Source organism: Limoniibacter endophyticus (assembly GCF_014652835.1).
GTDB lineage: Bacteria > Pseudomonadota > Alphaproteobacteria > Rhizobiales > Rhizobiaceae > Limoniibacter > Limoniibacter endophyticus.
The window spans coordinates 222586-239500 of sequence record NZ_BMZO01000005.1 but is presented as its reverse complement, the minus strand read 5'-3'; the positions used below and the strand labels follow the sequence as shown (position 1 = coordinate 239500).

General features: G+C 56.9%; 19 protein-coding genes. 8 read left to right on the top strand and 11 right to left on the bottom strand.

Features of this window, described 5'->3' with window-relative positions; translation table 11 throughout:
* Positions 1-66 precede the first annotated feature (66 nt).
* The 6 genes from IE151_RS09105 to IE151_RS09080 form a co-directional block, all read right to left on the bottom strand.
* Complete coding sequence (locus tag IE151_RS09105; RefSeq protein WP_189489677.1) at positions 67-816, bottom strand: F0F1 ATP synthase subunit A; 750 nt, start codon at positions 814-816, stop codon at positions 67-69.
* A 34-nt stretch (positions 817-850) separates the two neighbouring features.
* Positions 851-1252 carry an AtpZ/AtpI family protein gene (locus IE151_RS09100; RefSeq protein ID WP_189489676.1) on the bottom strand — a complete coding sequence of 134 codons (402 nt, stop codon included), beginning with the start codon at positions 1250-1252 and terminating at the stop codon, positions 851-853.
* Positions 1253-1504: 252 nt separating this feature from the next.
* Positions 1505-2674, bottom strand: a complete 1170-nt coding sequence (locus tag IE151_RS09095; RefSeq protein ID WP_244636676.1) for a cell wall hydrolase — start codon at positions 2672-2674, stop codon at positions 1505-1507.
* Between the two features lie 204 nt (positions 2675-2878).
* The gene (locus tag IE151_RS09090; protein ID WP_189489675.1) at positions 2879-3379 is read right to left on the bottom strand and encodes a hypothetical protein; all 501 of its coding nucleotides are present in this window, start codon (positions 3377-3379) and stop codon (positions 2879-2881) included.
* Complete coding sequence (gene der / locus IE151_RS09085; protein WP_189489674.1) at positions 3379-4809, bottom strand: ribosome biogenesis GTPase Der; 1431 nt, start codon at positions 4807-4809, stop codon at positions 3379-3381. Before der ends, IE151_RS09090 begins: the two co-directional genes overlap by 1 nt.
* Positions 4810-5475 carry a tetratricopeptide repeat protein gene (locus IE151_RS09080; RefSeq protein ID WP_189489673.1) on the bottom strand — a complete coding sequence of 222 codons (666 nt, stop codon included), beginning with the start codon at positions 5473-5475 and terminating at the stop codon, positions 4810-4812.
* Between the two features lie 239 nt (positions 5476-5714).
* On the opposite strand from IE151_RS09080, the gene IE151_RS09075 reads away from it, so the two are divergent.
* The gene (locus tag IE151_RS09075) at positions 5715-6698 is read left to right on the top strand and encodes a polysaccharide deacetylase family protein (RefSeq protein WP_189489672.1); all 984 of its coding nucleotides are present in this window, start codon (positions 5715-5717) and stop codon (positions 6696-6698) included.
* On the opposite strand, the gene IE151_RS09070 is transcribed toward IE151_RS09075, so the two are convergent.
* The 3 genes from IE151_RS09070 to IE151_RS09060 all read right to left on the bottom strand — a co-directional run bounded on the left by IE151_RS09070 (position 6699) and on the right by IE151_RS09060 (position 8629).
* Complete coding sequence (locus IE151_RS09070; protein WP_189489671.1) at positions 6699-7874, bottom strand: YbfB/YjiJ family MFS transporter; 1176 nt, start codon at positions 7872-7874, stop codon at positions 6699-6701. It lies immediately after the preceding gene.
* A gap of 2 nt (positions 7875-7876) precedes the next feature.
* Positions 7877-8224 (bottom strand): ArsC family reductase, encoded by a 348-nt coding sequence (locus tag IE151_RS09065; protein WP_189489670.1) that lies wholly within the window; start codon positions 8222-8224, stop codon positions 7877-7879.
* Between the two features lie 102 nt (positions 8225-8326).
* Positions 8327-8629, bottom strand: coding sequence for a hypothetical protein (locus IE151_RS09060; protein ID WP_189489669.1), 303 nt, complete (start codon positions 8627-8629; stop codon positions 8327-8329).
* Between the two features lie 401 nt (positions 8630-9030).
* On the opposite strand from IE151_RS09060, the gene nadE reads away from it, so the two are divergent.
* The 7 genes from nadE (at position 9031) to IE151_RS09030 (ending at position 14395) form a co-directional block, all read left to right on the top strand.
* A complete protein-coding gene (gene nadE, locus IE151_RS09055) occupies positions 9031-9867 on the top strand; it encodes an NAD(+) synthase (protein WP_244636675.1) in 837 nt (278 codons plus the stop codon).
* 48 nt (positions 9868-9915) lie between these two features.
* Positions 9916-10497 (top strand): cysteine hydrolase family protein, encoded by a 582-nt coding sequence (locus tag IE151_RS09050; RefSeq protein WP_189489667.1) that lies wholly within the window; start codon positions 9916-9918, stop codon positions 10495-10497.
* A gap of 101 nt (positions 10498-10598) precedes the next feature.
* On the top strand, positions 10599-10961 hold the full coding sequence (locus tag IE151_RS09045; protein ID WP_189489770.1) for an ArsR/SmtB family transcription factor: 363 nt from the start codon (positions 10599-10601) through the stop codon (positions 10959-10961).
* 69 nt (positions 10962-11030) lie between these two features.
* Complete coding sequence (gene arsC / locus IE151_RS09040; protein WP_189489666.1) at positions 11031-11456, top strand: arsenate reductase (glutaredoxin); 426 nt, start codon at positions 11031-11033, stop codon at positions 11454-11456.
* Positions 11457-11463: 7 nt separating this feature from the next.
* A complete protein-coding gene (gene arsB, locus IE151_RS09035) occupies positions 11464-12513 on the top strand; it encodes an ACR3 family arsenite efflux transporter (protein ID WP_189489665.1) in 1050 nt (349 codons plus the stop codon).
* 123 nt (positions 12514-12636) lie between these two features.
* Positions 12637-12990, top strand: a complete 354-nt coding sequence (locus IE151_RS17960; protein WP_382344669.1) for a DUF6636 domain-containing protein — start codon at positions 12637-12639, stop codon at positions 12988-12990.
* Between the two features lie 52 nt (positions 12991-13042).
* Complete coding sequence (locus tag IE151_RS09030) at positions 13043-14395, top strand: GGDEF domain-containing protein (protein WP_189489664.1); 1353 nt, start codon at positions 13043-13045, stop codon at positions 14393-14395.
* Between the two features lie 712 nt (positions 14396-15107).
* Here IE151_RS09030 and IE151_RS09025 read toward each other — a convergent pair.
* Positions 15108-15599, bottom strand: a complete 492-nt coding sequence (locus IE151_RS09025) for a flavin reductase (RefSeq protein ID WP_244636683.1) — start codon at positions 15597-15599, stop codon at positions 15108-15110.
* Positions 15600-15619: 20 nt separating this feature from the next.
* Positions 15620-16915, bottom strand: a complete 1296-nt coding sequence (locus IE151_RS09020) for an LLM class flavin-dependent oxidoreductase (protein ID WP_189489663.1) — start codon at positions 16913-16915, stop codon at positions 15620-15622.

The window sequence follows — 16915 nt, the reverse complement described above, 5'->3', positions numbered from 1 at the left end:
CGGCGAACCGTCGGCGAGATTGCACCGCAGCGCCCCTGTATCGGGAACCCTGCGGAATTCTATAGATCAGTGGCCGGGATGCACCGCGTCAGCGAGATACATGCAGGTAAGCACTGCGAAGACATAAGCCTGGAGGAAAGCCACCAGAAATTCGAGAGCGGTAATCGCAACCGTCATGGCAAGCGGCAGAACGGCACCGAACACGCCGATCGCACCAAGTGCGGAGAGTGAGGTAACGAAGCCTGCAAAGACCTTGAGCGTGATGTGGCCTGCCAGCATGTTGGCGAACAGACGAACCGAGAGGCTGATCGGGCGCGACAGAAACGAGATAATTTCGATCGGCACGACGATGAGCAGCAGGATCGGCGGGACACCGCTCGGCACGAAAAGCTTGAGAAAGCCAAGGCCGTGCTGGGAGAAGCCGTAGACGATTACCGTGCCGATGACGAGAAGCGCCAGGGCGAAGGTGACGATGATCGAGCTGGTAACCGTAAAGAAGTACGGGAACAGACCAAGCATGTTCGCGCCAAACACGAACATAAACAGCGAAAAGACCATCGGGAAGAAGACCATGCCCTTCGTGCCCGCGGAATCGCGAAGCATGTTGGCAATGAACTCATAGGACAGTTCCGACACCGACTGGAGACGGCCTGGAATGAGGCCACGGCTCGACGTCGTCAGGAACAGAAATGCGCCTGCGGCGGCAACCGTTGCAACCATGAAGGCAGACGCATTGGTGAAGGAAAAGTCCAGACCTCCGATTTCAATCGGAACCAGAGGAGAAATCTGGAACTGGTGGAGCGGATCGTTAGCCACCTGGGAACCTCTTCCTTTGCGCGCTCGGGCGCTTTCAGTTTACGTCCGGCTTATCACCATCTTTTTTGGATGGTTTCAACCCCTCTTCAACGACAACCCCCATCGAACGCAGCACGTTGAGGATTCCCGCACAAAATCCGAGAATGAGAAAAATGACCAATCCCCAAGGCCGCGTTCCGGCCCACTCATCGATCACCCAACCCAATCCGATACCAACCAGCACACCGGCGATGAACTCGCTCGACAGCTTCATGGCCTGACCATAGCCCGACTTTGCCGAAGCAGGTTCGCGGTCGGCCTTGTTCTGGCCACGCATTGCCTGCAACTTCTCGCCCAGCACATCCCTGCGGCGATCGAGATCGCCACCTGCCGAAGGTCCAGATCCTGCCTGCTTACGCTTACGGGCGTCGGCGTCATCTTGCCGTTCAGGTGCCATGACCTTCCTCCCCTGCGAGCAGCAAAACCTGCCTCCAAAGTCGCGGGCAACATAGAGAGACGCCCTTCTTGCGTCAAGACTCCGACACCAAGACTCATACATGAAAATTGTGAAATAAAATCAATCGTTTGAAATGCGCTCACCAGAACTTTAACAGCGAGTGCGACGAATGTGCCACGGCGGCACACCGAATCTGGAGCTGGAACAGCGGCTTGGGAGAAAATTCGCACCCTCTCCCGACGATCCGGCTCTTTAACTCCAGCCACCGTTCTTCGTACGATAGAATATGTGAAGGCCGATCTTGGTCAGACGCGTCATGGTCGGAGCCCATTTCGGACGAACATACGTAGCGTGGTAATGGGTCGAGGAGCCGACCTCCGGGATGAAGATCGCGCCGGATGTCACGGCCAACGCGATTTCCTCTGCCAGCTTGTACCGCTTGCGGTCGTAGACGACCTTCTTGCGGCCCTCGCAGGCGAAAGAGAACTGGCAACGGTTCAACCAGTCATCGTTCTGATAGACAACGCCGCAGATCGTATTCGGGTACGCAGGATTGCGCACGCGATTCAACACAACCTGAGCCACCGCAGCCTGTCCCAGCTTGGGCTCACTACGCGCCTCGAAGTAAATTGCCGTCGCCAGGCATTTTTGCTCAGCGCTCGAGAAGACTTTCGGTGGCAAAGGGCTCGCCATCCAGCCATGATCATTCTCACCGATCGGAGGAATGAAACGGCCCTCGTTCGGATCTTCCTTTCTCAGCAGGCTCGAGAAAGGCGATTGTTTCGCATAATTGGGCTCCGACGGTGCGTAAGCCAGCACGTCCGGCGTATCGTTGGTAACCAGCGACGCGATCGCGACGGGAATCTGCTCGGTGACCTTGGGCGGCGTATTGTGAAAATTGCCTGCAATCTGCAACTCCTTGCCGGCGATTTTGGGTACGATAAAGGCCATTTCCCGTTTAGGAAGTTCACTCGGACGCTTCAGCAAGCTGGTCCGCTGCAGAATCGTTCCCGCGCTAAAGGCCTTGGGCGGCGCGGTCGGGGCGACTTTAACAAGACGTCCCGTCTTCTCGGCACGATTGATGCGGGATTCGTCCGAGCCGACCATCGAACCGTCTTTGGCACGGATGGTAACTTCGCCAAGATTTGCCGTACGTACGCCCCCGCCTGACAGCGCCATGCCCTCTGCGCCACCAAAGGGGAGCGAAGCGATCTGCGTTCCGCCTGCCGCTGAGCGTTCAATGTAGCTTGCCCAACGCTCGCCTACACCACCGGCAGAAGCCAGAATGCTCGTCATGTCCTGATAGGCTATCTGCGAAGATGAAAGAAGAAGGGCACCAAGACCGAAAACCACCGGCGATACGAACGAGCGACGGGGTTCGGCGGTCAGATAGACCGTCGGCCTACGACGTTTCCGAAACACGAGTTACCCTCCAACGCGATACAAGCAGCAATCGAAGTCGATAATGAAGCGGTAACCTTGATGGACAGTTAACAGAGGAGCCAGATTAAGGAAGTTGGTAACCATAAAACCGGGAAGCCGGCAGGGATCACAGGTAACGATGACGTGAGGAATACCGCCGTCGCCGCCCGCGTTCAAATTTCGGAATAGGATGAAATTCGGTGCCTAAACGTCCGCAGCGTCCCGCATCAGATCTCTTTTCAAGCCCAGCAATTGGGAACGCCAATTCAGAACGGCGTCGTAATTGAGAACACGTATTTCCTCGGCCCGGTCAAGATTCCTGCGAAAGAATTTCCCCTTCGCGCCAGACCCGAACCTTAACCGGCGAAAGGTCGCCTGATGCTCCGGCTCACTCTCGAGCGGCGTCGTGAGCGAGGCCGTGGCGCGCTCCAGCGTGTGCAACATGTCGTTGACCAGCGGGAGCGCGGCCTGAGAATAGGTCGAAGCAGCGTGCTCTGCGGCCTTCTCTTTCAAGCTGGCAATGGCTTTCTCGATCTTGAGACGGGTATCGTTGCGCCACATGGTCATGCCGCGTTCATAGCGGTCAACGAGCCTCTTCAGGTCATCTGCATCAGTAAAAGCCTCAAAAACGTTTGCAGCGTCCGGGACAACCGGAGCCGCGAACAACGTTTGAAGATCTTCCCTCGTAAGTGCCTGATTAGCCATCAGCGCTTCTTTGCCCTGCTGGCAAATGGATTATCCGACGTGCGCAGGAACATGCGCAGCGGCACGCCAGGTATGTCGAAAGTCTCACGCAAATTATTAATCAGGTAGCGCACATAGCTCTGCGGCATGTCATCGGGCCGCGAGCAGGAGAGCACAAATGCTGGAGGGCGCGTCTTGACCTGCGTCAGGTACTTGACCTTGAGGCGGCGGCCGGACACGGCTGGCGGCGGGTGATGCGCGGAGACGCGCTCCAGCCAGCGATTGAGCCGTCCCGTCGAAACACGACTGTTCCAAACGCGATGGGTCTTGAAGATCGAAGCCATGAGCTTGTCGAGTCCCCTGCCCGTCTCGCCGGAGATCGGCACGGCCTGTATGCCGCGGATCTGCGGTAGCAGACGTTCGGTCGCCTCACGCAGTTCTGCAAGTTTTTCCTGCGGATTATCGATCAAGTCCCACTTGTTGAAGGCGATAACGGGCGCGCGTCCCTCTCGAATGATGAGATCGGCAATCTGCAAATCCTGCTTCTCGAAGGGAATGGTCGCATCCAGCACGATAACAACCACCTCGGCGAAGCGGACTGCACGCAGACCATCGGCCACAGAGAGTCTTTCTAGCTTTTCCTGCACGCGGGACTTGCGCCGCATCCCGGCAGTGTCAAAGAGCTTGACCTCGCGACCTTCCCATTCCCATTCCACCGAAATGGAATCGCGCGTGATGCCAGCCTCGGGACCAGTCAGCAGACGCTCCTCCCCGATCAACGCGTTGATCATGGTGGACTTGCCGGCATTAGGACGACCCACAACCGCGATGCGAACCGGTTTGGTAGCGTCATAATCATCTTCCGACTCTTCAGCGTCGGGATCTTCGATATCAATATCAACCGTCGCTTCGTCAATGAGATAGCCTTCGCTGTCGCGGATACCCAGCGCACGATCCTCACCAATGGCATCGACAATCGCATCTCGTAGATCCGGCATGCCGATGCCATGCTCGGCAGCAAGAGGGATCGGCTCGCCGAAACCAAGCTCCCAAGCCTCGAGCAGCCCTGCTTCAGAGGTGCGCGATTCGGACTTATTGGCGGCAAGAATTACCGGTTTACCGGAGCGGCGGACGATTTCCGCAAAAGTTCGGTCGTCGGGAAGAACTCCGGCTTTGGCATCGATCATGAAGATGATCGCGTCAGCTTCCTCGATTGCAAGCTCGGTCTGCGCGCGCATGCGACCTTGCAGCGTCTCGGCGGCGGCATCCTCGAAGCCCGCTGTATCGATGACATCGAAATCGAGATCGTAGAGATGCGCGTCATGTACGCGCCGGTCGCGCGTTACGCCCGGCGTATCGTCCACAAGGGCGATCTTGCGACCCACGAGACGATTAAACAGGGTTGACTTGCCGACATTCGGCCGCCCAAGAACAGCGATCTTGAAAGTCATTTATTCGTTGGCTCCATCGCCACTCTTGATCAGGTCGAGCATCAGGCCGGCACGGCCGCGCACGTTGCCGGGGGCTTCGGCATCGTTGCTGATCTGCTCGAACAAGGCCCGCGCATCTGCCATGCGCCTGGCTTTGTAGGCGGAAAGCGCCAGTGCCTCACGGGCCACGTGGCGCAGCGGATTTGTATCGGCCGTCAATTGCTCGACCCGGGCAGAGACATCCTCATAGGAACCACTATCGACCAGCAGGAGTCCGGCGCGAAGGCGTGCCATGTCGCGCACAATCGCCGCTGCACTGCCCGTTGCGGCAATGGCATCGAATTGCTGGACGGCAGTGGCCTCGCCCTTGTCAGCAGCAAGACCAGCGAGACGGAACGCGGCCAAGGTCGGATAATTACCGTGCCCCTCCTTCTCGATCGTCTGCAAGGCCGACTGCGCTTCATCGACCTTGCCGTCGCTAGCGAGTTCGAGCGCCGAAATAAACTGATCACCGGATGCACCAGCTTCCGCCTTCTGCCATCGGTCCCAGGCTACCCATCCAACAGTGGCCAGAATAATGAGAACGGCCGCAGCACCCACGATCGGTCCGAACCGGCGCGTCAGGGCCTTCATCTTATCCTGACGGATCTCTTCGTTCACTTCGCGGATGAAACTGTCATTCGACATCGCTGATCCAATTTTATTAGAGGCGTTTCTAAAGCCCGCCTTTTAAAGGATTTCGCGCCGCATGGAAGGGGCACTACGTGCATATTGTGCGCCTGCGACGCCCCGAACACACCAAATTTATGCAGCGGATCTTCTTATCGGTCCTACCCTGCGTAATCTCAAACACGCCATAAAGGCGAACTAAAGCCCCTTGCCGGCAAATAGGTGCGTTGCATTTCCAGTTACGAAGGATTTTCTCAATGATGAGCGTCAGGCGTATAGTCGCTTTTATGTCAGCGATGCTGGCACTGCCTTTCCCGGCTTATGCCGAGGCAAAGCAGGAAAAGCCGCAATACGTCATTATCTCCTTCGACGGCGCTCATGATCTCAGGCAATGGCGGCGCAGTGCCGATCTGGGGCGCGAAACCGGGGCGAGTTTCACCTACTTCCAGTCCTGCGTCTTTCTGCTTTCACCAGACACTCGCAACGAATATGCGCGCATTCCTGGCGAAAAGGCGCGATCCAATGTCGGTTTTGCCCTGAGTAAGCAGGAGGTTGCAGATCGGCTTGCAGCGATCTGGTCGGCGCATCAAGCCGGCCACGAGATTGCCAGCCACGGCTGCGGGCATTTCGACGGCACCAAGTGGACGAAAGCGACCTGGGACAAGGAATTCTCCGAGTTTTCGCGCATTTTGACGCATGCCTATGAGATCAACGGCATCGAAGGTGAGCCGAACGGCTGGAAGGAGATGGCGCGTTCGGTTATCGGCTTTCGCGCTCCCTATCTGGCCATGTCTCCCGCACTGAACGCCGCTCAGCGGCAGGCTGGTTTGCAGTACGACGCCAGCACGGTTTCGCGCGGGCCGTTGGAGCCCCATGTGAAGAAGGACATAATGCAGTTTTCACTGCCGCTCATTCCTGAAGGACCATCGAAGCGCCTCGTTATCGGCATGGACTACAATCTCTATGTCCGCCACAGCGGTGGCAAGGAACGCCCCGAAGAGGCGGCAATCTACGAAGCCAGAGCTTACGAGGCGTTCAAGACAACCTTCGACACGCAATATTCGGGCGAACGCATCCCGCTCCAATTCGGCTTTCATTTCACACTGATGAACGATGGCGCTTACTGGCGCGCCCTCGAACATTTTGCGCGCGAAGTGTGCAGGCAGAAGGAGGTGCGCTGCGTCAGCTACCGGACATATCTGGAAGAAACGGCCGCTCCCGACGAAAGCCACGCGGGGTAGTCAGGAGAGTACCGCGCGGTCCTTCGCCGGCCAGACGATGAACGCCGCAATGACAAGCAAGGCTGCCGCACCCAGCGAAGCGGCGACATAATCTCCCGTTGCATCAACGACAAATCCGGAGAGCAAGGGCCCTAGTATCTGGCCGAGGCTAAAAGAGATCGTCATGATCGAGAAAACGCGTCGAGCATGCTGCGGCACCAGCCGCCGTGCCACATCCAGTGCGAGCGCGGTAATCGACATGAAAGTTACGCCGAACAGAAATGCGCCGAGATAGACCCCAAGGGGAACCGGCAAAAGAACACAGGCGGCGACACCGGCGGCCTCTGCGATGCACAGCGCCGTCAACGTCTGTACCAATCCAAACCGACGCGCAAGGAAACTACCTGCTGGAACGGATAGCGCGGCAGTCACGCCGACGATCAGCCAAAGCATGGCTTCATCGATCTGTGTAGCGCCCTGCTGACGCGCCAACGCAATGAGAAACGTTGCTGACACGCTGTAACCAATGCCGAAAAGGCCGAAGCATATGACCGCGCGCAGCAGGGACTCCGACCATGGCATCTGCGAGAGTCCTTCCTGCTGCCCAGGGCGCATCTGCCGGCCTGGCAAAAGGATCATGACGGCCGCCGCAGCAAGAAAGCCCACAGCGGCCGAAGCCAACCAAATGCCCTGCCACTCGTGAAGATCAACGGCGAAGAGCATCAGTACCATCAGCGAAGAGAGCGCGATCCCGCTGCCGACACCCGCGAAATGCAGATCCTGTAACTTGCTGGCGCCCATTGCATTGAGGCTGCCAAGCACGATCGCAGAGGAATAGAGCATCACAAACGCACTGGCGAGGCCGGCAGCGAAACGCAGGACCATGAAAACATTGACCGAATGGGTCAGCGCCATGGCCAGACAGAGTGCAGCATTCGCAATAAGTGCAGCAACAAGAATAATGCGTTCACGGCCAGCCGCCCAGCGGCCTCCGCCAACCATGGCGCCCGCGAAATAGCCTAGAAAATTGGCGGAAGCGATCAAACCTCCATCAACGGCCGAAAGATCAAGTTCCTGCATCATTCTAGGAAGGGCCGGCGTATATACGAAACGCCCAATCCCCATCGCAGCCACGAGAGAAAACATCCCTGCCCATGCAAGTCGCCATGCCTCGCGGCTGTCGGATGCTGCTTCCATGGTCAGACTTCGAATGCCTTTTCGTAGTCCTCGACCTTAAAGCCCACAAGATTCGCCCCGTTCTTCTCAACAATGGGACGCTTGATCATCGACGGCTGTGCCAGCATCAAGTTGATAGCCTTTGCTTCGTCGAGATCGGCCTTCTGCGCCTCGTCCAGCTTGCGAAAGGTCGTGCCAGCACGGTTGAGCACCTTTTCCCAACCGAACTCCCCGCACCAGGACACCAGCTTTTCGCGCGTGATACCTGCCTTTTTATAATCATGAAATTGATAGGCGATACTGTTGGCATCAAGCCAGCTGCGCGCTTTCTTGACCGTATCGCAATTAGGGATGCCGTAGAGAATAGCCATGAGAAGCTCCGCGTCTGTTTTCAAAGGCGGTAGCGAGGGGCACGATAATTGTCAAATAAAAGGGGCCGCAACAATGCGGCCCCTTTCTCGTCGCAGAGAAGCTTAGCGAGCGAGGGAGATGCTGTCAGCCTGAAGGATGCGGGCGGGCAGTTCATTGTTCGACTGCTGGCTTGCAATCGAGGACGAGTTCTGGGTCTCCCAGTTGATGATGACCCTGTCGCCACCGCCGATGCCGGACAGATCCGTGCCGGCAGGCAGAATGTACTGGTCGCCATTTGCAAGACGAACGACACCAGCCTTGGCATTGAGATTTTCAACAACCCCGGCAGAGGTGTGGGAAGCTGCCGATGCAGCACCGAGGCCGAGGAAAGAAAGAGCAATTGCAGAAAGAACAACCTTACGCATGATAAATCTCCTATGCGTTCAATAATGGCTCGAGAGCGAAATCACCAAGTCTTATTAATGGCTTAGCTGTTGATCGCTGACGGCTTAAATTTAGGTCTTCGATCCTCTTGAGACAATTGTTCGTTTTGCCGACTATCTGTTCACGACGGTATGAACAGTCACTTTTCCTGAAATGGATCCCTCAGAGGGGAACCCGTTGGAAGTATTGGGAGATTTATTTGCATCCAAATAATTTGCGTCAAATAAATAAATAAAGCTATCAATTTGCCTTATCCACGCCTCCCCGACCTTCTTTTTGCGACGCTCGATCGGCAACCGGTTCAACCCCGATTTTCTCGGGCATTGGATCGAACTGCCCTCTTTATTGTTTGGCATTCAATCAACCACCTATGGATAGAGGCATGTTTGACCAATCTGCAATCATTGAAACCTTGGACGTACAGAAAGCCTTTGATGCAGAGGAGGAAGCAGCCAGGCGCATAGAGTTCCTCAAGCACTATCTCGTTCGCTCGGGCCTGAAACACTACGTGCTCGGCATCAGCGGCGGGATCGACTCGCTTGCGGCGGGGATGCTTGCGCAGCGCGCCGTCCTGGAGCTTCGAACTTTGGAATATCATGCTGAGTTCGTTGCCCTCCGCCTTCCATACGGGAGACAAGCAGATGAGGCAGATGCACAAGCTGCGCTCGCCGTGATCGGCCCTGACCAGCTTCACACTATCAATATCCAGCCCGCAACGGACGCCATGATGGAGACGGTAGCGGATACGGGCGTGCTGCAGAACGGTGCGCCGCAGCACTTTATCGCCGGCAATGTGAAGGCACGTCAGCGCATGATCGCGCAATATGCCATTGCCGGAGCATTGGGAGGCCTTGTGATCGGCACTGACCACGCGGCTGAAGCCCTAATGGGATTTTATACGAAATTCGGCGATGGAGCAGCGGACATCCTACCGCTGGCCGGCCTGAACAAACGTCGCGTGCGGGCGATTGCAAGACATCTTGGCGCACCGGAGAATCTGATCGTCAAGGTTCCGACGGCAGACCTGGAGACCAACAAACCCTTACTGCCCGACGAAGACGTCTACGGCGTAACCTATGACGAAATCGACGACTTTCTGGAGGGGAAGAATATTGCACCCGCTTCAAAGGAACGTATCGCGGAAGCGTATCGGAAGACCGCACACAAGCGGGCGCTTCCGGTAACGATGACATCGATCCGGCCTTCTGATCGGAATTAAAGCGAATGCGACGCGCTTTGGTAGCAAGCCAGCATCTGGAGAAAATCAATGGCTGAGTGGCGACATATTTGCGTGGACGTCCAAAGAATGTTTGCGGAAGACACACCCTGGCAGGTGCCATGGCTGATGAAGATAACGCCGCAATTGGAGGAGCTTGTTGGCCGTGCTCCCGAAAAAACCATCTTCACACGATTCATTCCGCCCAAACGGGCTGAGGATGCTCCAGGAGCATGGCGGAGTTATTATGAAAAATGGCGCGTAATGACGGGGGAAATGCTTGCCCCTGAGATGCTTGAGCTTGTTCCTGCCATGGCTCGACACACCCCTCCGGCCCGCAGTTTTGCCAAGACCACCTTTTCCCCTTGGCTTGGAGGCGAACTCAATGCGCACCTTCAGGAGACCCGCGTTGACACGCTGGCGATAAGCGGAGGCGAGACGGATGTCTGCGTGCTCGCAACGGTCCTTGGTGCGATTGATCTGGGCTATCACGTCATCCTCCTCACCGACGCCGTTTGCAGCGGTGCAGACGAGACGCATGATGCCTCCATCAAGCTGCTTGGAGATCGCTTTTCCGTTCAGTTGCGATTGATGACAACCGAGGATTTTCTGGATATGGACGCAGAGGCCTGAACTCATCACGCCGCGCCAATCAGAGCCGGAATATTTAGGACTAGCGCAGGACAATTTCGTGGTGTATTCAATATCTCAACACTTATTGAGATATTGAGATGATGAACGAAGGAAAAGCTCTTGAAGCCTTTGCGGCCCTGTCGCAAGAAACACGCTTGCGGATCGTGCGGCTGCTCGTAGCGGCCGGCCCTGGAGGAATGTCCGCGGGCGCGATCGGTGAGGCGATGGACGGTGCATCCTCTTCCCGCATGTCTTTTCATCTGAGCCATCTCGAGCAGGCGGGGTTGGTCATTTCACGTCGTGACGGGCGATCGATCATCTATAGCGCCGCCCTGCCCTCATTGGCGGCGCTAATCGAATTCCTGATGCGCGATTGCTGCCAAGGCCATCCAGAGGTGTGCAATCCCGCTGTTGCCGCTCTGTCCTCCTGCTGCGAAGTCCCGAAGGGGTCCGGTTGCGCCTGACCGTACCTGCGGAAGGGTTCTCTAACGTTCCACGTCCCTCTTCTCCAACCACTGCTATACGGGTCTGCCATGGACATTATCATCTATCATAATCCCGATTGCGGCACGTCTCGCAACACTCTCGCCATGATCCGGAATTCGGGTATCGAACCGCACGTCATCGAGTATCTGAAGACGCCACCAAGCCGGGCAATGCTGGTGCAACTCATAGAGCGAATGGGTACTGACCTTCGTGCTCTGCTGCGGAAAAAGGACACTCCCTATACCGCGCTCGGACTGGATGATCCGGGACTGACGGATGACCAGCTTCTAGATGCAATGATGACGCATCCGATCCTCATCAACCGTCCTGTCGTCATCAGTCCCAAAGGCGTGAAGCTCTGCCGTCCGTCTGAGGAAGTTCTCGAGCTGCTGCCGCCGCAACAAGCGGTATTCATCAAGGAGGACGGTGAGCACGTCGTCGATGAGCGGAGCGGCTACACGCCGAAGGTATAGAGAAGCTATGTCCATCTTTGAACGCTATCTGACTCTCTGGGTCGCCCTTTGCATCGTCACGGGTATTTCGCTCGGTCATTTCATACCCGGCCTATTTCAACTGGTCGGCGCAGCAGAGATCGCCAAGGTCAATATTCCGGTGGCCGCGCTGATCTGGCTTATGGTCATTCCGATGCTGCTCAAGGTCGATTTCGCCGCCCTTGGCGAGGTCGGTCGGCATTGGCGCGGCATCAGCGTGACGCTCTTCGTGAATTGGGCGGTAAAACCCTTTTCGATGGGGCTGCTTGGCTGGCTGTTCATTGGCTGGCTGTTCCGGCCATTGCTTCCGGCCGGCCAGATCGACAGCTATATTGCCGGGCTCATCATCCTTGCCGCCGCTCCCTGTACGGCGATGGTATTCGTCTGGTCGAATCTCACCAAAGGTGAACCACATTTCACTCTAAGCCAAGTCGCGCTCAACGACGCGATCATGGTGATCGCATTCGCGCCCATCGTCGGCCTTCTGCTCGGCCTCTCCGCCATCACCGTGCCATGGGGAACGCTCGTCTTATCGGTGATGCTTTATATTGCAATTCCGGTCATCATCGCCCAGATCCTGCGCCGCCGCCTGCTCGCAGCGGACGGACAAGCAGCACTTGACCGGGCGCTTCGCAGTCTGGGGCCGATTTCACTTGTGGCATTGCTGGCGACGCTGATCCTGTTGTTCGGTTTTCAGGGCGAGCAGATTATCGCACAGCCCATGGTTATTGCGCTCCTCGCCGTGCCTATCCTGATCCAGGTCTATTTCAATTCCGGGCTGGCCTACCTCCTCAACCGTATCTCGGGGGAGCAGCACTGCGTCGCCGGTCCGTCTGCCTTGATTGGCGCATCCAATTTTTTCGAGCTGGCGGTTGCAGCGGCGATCAGTTTGTTCGGCTTTCATTCCGGTGCTGCGCTCGCCACTGTTGTGGGCGTGTTGATCGAGGTGCCTGTCATGCTTTCAGTTGTCTGGATCGTCAACCGCTCCAAGGGATGGTATGAACGCGGTGACAAAGCCGCGCTCGGGACCAGACATTGATGCGGCCTACACTTCCATTTCCGGTCGCACTCATTCCAGTGGCTGCGCTGGGGCAGGATTTCAGAACTCCCGGCGGCAATATTTAGTGCGTAATCCTGACCAAGCCGGACCAGCTGCGATGCGATCATCGCGGCGCAGTCCAGCCTGCCTCGTCCCGATGATTGCGAACTGGATTGGGGAAACGCTTTTGCGATTTCCCCGCAAGGTCCTGGCAAAGCTCTTTGCGCCGGAGACACAATTATCAATCCGCAGTCGACGGTTCTGCGTTATGGGGAGGTTATTCGCGCACAAGGTTTCACCCGCCACTCCGAGACGCAGGGCATCCACCTGCATCAATGGCGAAGGTCGCGGCTTTTACTCTATCGCGCCGAAAGCAGCGTCTATTCTGAAAGCATCTTCGCCGACGACTACGCCCGCCAGCAGTCTCCTCGTTCAGGGGAAACGAGATCGTCTTCTTTTAAACAGTTCACGCCTTGATCCGGAAGCAACCACTGGTTACGCAGTCCTCGTTGAATCGGGGTAAATACAAATGACTGAGAAGCCAGGACTATCCATTTGGGAAAGCACGCCGGAGGCATCTCTTGTTCAAAGTCGCGGAATTCTTACGCAGATCGTCCACGAGCATGTGGATGCGCTCGTCGGCAAATTTTATTCAGTATTCCTCACCCATAGTGAAGGTTCGACTTTCCTCAGCCATTCCGTCGTCAACGACCGCCTTCATTCCTCGCTCCGCCGCTGGCTTCTGGATTTAGTTCAGACTGATCCAGACGGAGATCTTTCAGGCTTCGACGCACGCCAGATCAAGATCGGTGAAGTCCATGCCCGGCTGAAGATTCCGAACCATCTGGTGATGGAAGGAATGACCCTTCTCAAGAGCGAAATTTCAAGGCGAGTGGCGCAAAACAATCCCGATGCTGTACAGGTTGCGACGACGCTCATTCTCCTCGGCGAGTTGGTCGACTATTCCATGCGTCTGATGACGAGATCCTACGTCACCGACACGACCCGTCGCGTCCAAACGGATGAAGCCTTCCGCCTGTTTTCGCTCGGCCAGGATATCAACCTGGAAAGAGAAACCCAGCGCGCGGCACTGATGGAATGGAGCCAGTCGGTGCTGTTCGGGCTTCTGGGTCGCGGCAACAAAACACTCCCGGTTTCTCTTTCAGCTTCCCCTTTCGGCCTCTGGGTCCGCCACCGTGCGGCACTCTTGTTCCAAGGCTCGCCTATCCTCCGTAGCATCGAAAAGCTCATGATCGAAGTTGATGAAGATCTGCTCCCGTCGATCGACAGTGAGACGCCCTCCTCCATCGTCGCTCTTCAGGAGCGTATGGACGAGGTAAAGTTCCATCTGAATGATCTCTTCCAGGCAGCAGCAAACGTCGAGAACGGCACTGATCCGCTGACGCGAGCCTTGAACCGGCGCTTCCTGCCTTCGGTTCTCAGCCGCGAGATCACCCTCGCAAAGGAAGGACCTTCGGAACTGTCCGTCCTCATGGTCGATATCGATCATTTCAAGTCTATCAATGATACCCATGGCCACTCGGTTGGAGACATAGCGCTCAGCCACACGGCAGCAACCCTTCTCGACTTCGTCCGGGTAAGCGATTTCGTTTTCCGATATGGTGGCGAGGAGTTTCTCATTGTCCTGGTCGAAACAGGTCGAACTGAGGCGTTGACAATCGCCGAACGCATCAGGCAGCGACTGGCCGCCCTTGATATCCCGCTATCAGAGCACGAAAACCTGAAAATCACGGCATCGATCGGCGTTGCAACCTTCGAAGGGCACCCAGATTACGAATATCTGATCAACGCGGCAGATAGGGCGCTTTACGAGGCAAAACGTAGCGGCCGCAACCGCGTGATCGAGGCCTGCGCGGCCTAGCAAGTCCTTTAACGGTACAAAGCAAAAGCCAATTTTGTTTGAATATTGATTTAAAAGTATTTTTACCGGGTTAGCGCCGGTATCATCGAAGTCGAGCGCGTGGGCTGCAGTCCCGATGATCAACGCGGCTCACGGAGCGGCAATCATGCGAGGTGCCGAATGTTACGGCTTCTCCTTCGCCGCCTCCGGAGAGCGCCTAATGACGGAGGCCATGGAGGCATCGTTCATGCCAGGGATCCGATCTTTACCTCATCAACACTAATCGTTCGCCTCGTGGATCAGATCTATCAACGGACAGGCTTCTTCGAATTTCGCGGAGACGGTGAGTGCGGAACCCGCCGTTCAGGTGCTGGAGCGGACGGACGGGAGAGCACACCGACGAACTGGACGAATCCTTTTGAGTTCACGCAGAGTGTCTTCGTTTCATGGGGGTCTTCTGACGCTCGTAGCGTTTTTTACACACTGGATCACAATTTTTGGGCTACTGCACACAGTGTAGCGTAGGAACTAGTTGCGGGGCCTGTGTCTGCAGAGATGTACATTTTTGGCCCCAATCCCAGTGCTGAAGCGGAACTCATCTCCCGTTAGACGCAATTAACTGTGTCCGACCTTGAAGCAAAGATAGGAAGTCGAAGTGCAACCGGCTGTCGTGGAGCCAGCGTTCCGCGCAGGTGGTATTGCTAATAGCACCCCGAGCAAAACATAGGCGGCCTCATATTCTAACGTACCGACGGTCCTGATAAAGAAGGGCTGAATTCTCGGTAGTTGCGCGGATACCAATGATCGAGCCGAACAACACGCGATGTGTCTCCTGGTCGATGAAGTGCGACAGGCAGCATTCGAAGCTCACCAAGGCATCATCAAGCACCGGCACACCGGACTTGCCCGCCTCCCATCCACCCGCCAAAAAGCGCTCCGCCATAGGTGTCTTGCCGCCAAAGAGATCGGCGATCGGCTCATGATGCGGGGCAAGCGTGTTGACGCAGAAGTAGCGCGCAGCCTCAAAGGCTGGGAAACAGGAGGCCGAACGGTTGATGCAGGCAAGTAGCGTCGCTGGCGAGTCGCTGACGCTGCAGACCGCAGAGGCGGTGAAGCCATGAGGGCCGTCCACGCCCTGCGTGGTGATGATGTTGACAGCGGCCCCAAGCCTCGACATCCCGGACCGGAACGCCTTGCTGTCGACGATATCGAAACGATGATCCATGGCACCCAATACCGTTGTCCTCAGGCCCTCTGCGGGCGGTCGAAGCCCATTCGGTCGCGTAGTGTCCCAGCTTCATAGGTTGCCCTGTAAAGTCCGCGCTTCTGCAAAAGCGGCACGACCATGTCGACGAAGTCGGTCAATCCGTCGGGGAAATGCGAGGGCATGATATTGAACCCGTCGGCCGCCCCCGTATGGAACCAGGTTTCCAGCGTGTCGGCGATATAGTTCGGCGTACCACAAAGGACCCAGTGGCCGCGCGCCGCCGCCATCAGGTTATAGACGTCACGCAGCTTCATGCTCTCGCGCCGCGCCTTGTCGAGCATGACCTTGGCGAAGGCGTGGTAGTTGTCGGACGGCTTGAGACCCTCGGGGATCGGGCCATCGAGATCATAGACGCTCATGTCGATGCCGAAGCGATCGGACAACAGCGACAGTGCATTGGTCTCGCTGATGAAGCCCTGCAATTGTGCGAGCTTATCATGGGCCTCACGCTCGGTCCGCCCGACGATGGGCATGATGCCCGGCAGGATGACCATGCTATTGTCTGCGCGGCCGTATTTCGGCAACCGGTCCTTAACCGAACGGTAGAAGATCCGCGCCTCCTCGAGGTCCTGGGTGACGGAAAACACTACATCGGCCGATTTCGCCGCCAACTCCTGACCCGGACCAGAGCCCCCGGCCTGCAGGATGATCGGCTGGCCTTGTGGCGAGCGACCGATATTGAGCGGTCCCTTCACCTTAAAATGCGCGCCCTCATGGTCGAGCGCACGGACCTTTGCCGGGTCGATATAGACGCCAGTTTCACGATCGGCGATGATCGCGTCGTCAGCCCAGCAGTCCCACAGCCCGCGCACCACGGTGAGGAACTCCTCGGCGATCTCGTAGCGCTTGGAATGATCGGGATGCACCGTACCGAAATTGGCGGCCGCCGTCGGGTTTGCCGTAGTTACCGCGTTCCAGGCTGCGCGCCCACCGCTCAAGTGATCTAGCGAGGCGAAGACGCGCGCGACCGTGAAGGGATCGCTATAGGTCGTCGAGACCGTGGCGCCAAGACCGATATGCTGAGTGGCGCCCGCAACGGCCGACAACAGCGTCAGCGGCTCGAGGCGGGCCGTGTAGGATGGATGCGCCGCCGGATCGGCATGCAGATTGTCGCCCATGAATATTAAATCGAACAGTCCGCGCTCCGCTTCCTGGGCGATCCGCTTGACCATCTCGATATCCTGGAAGCTGTCGATCGCCCCAGGCACGCGCCATCCCGCGACATGACTGCCAGTGCCTAGCAGGAAGAGACCAAAATGCATCATGCGTTTCAT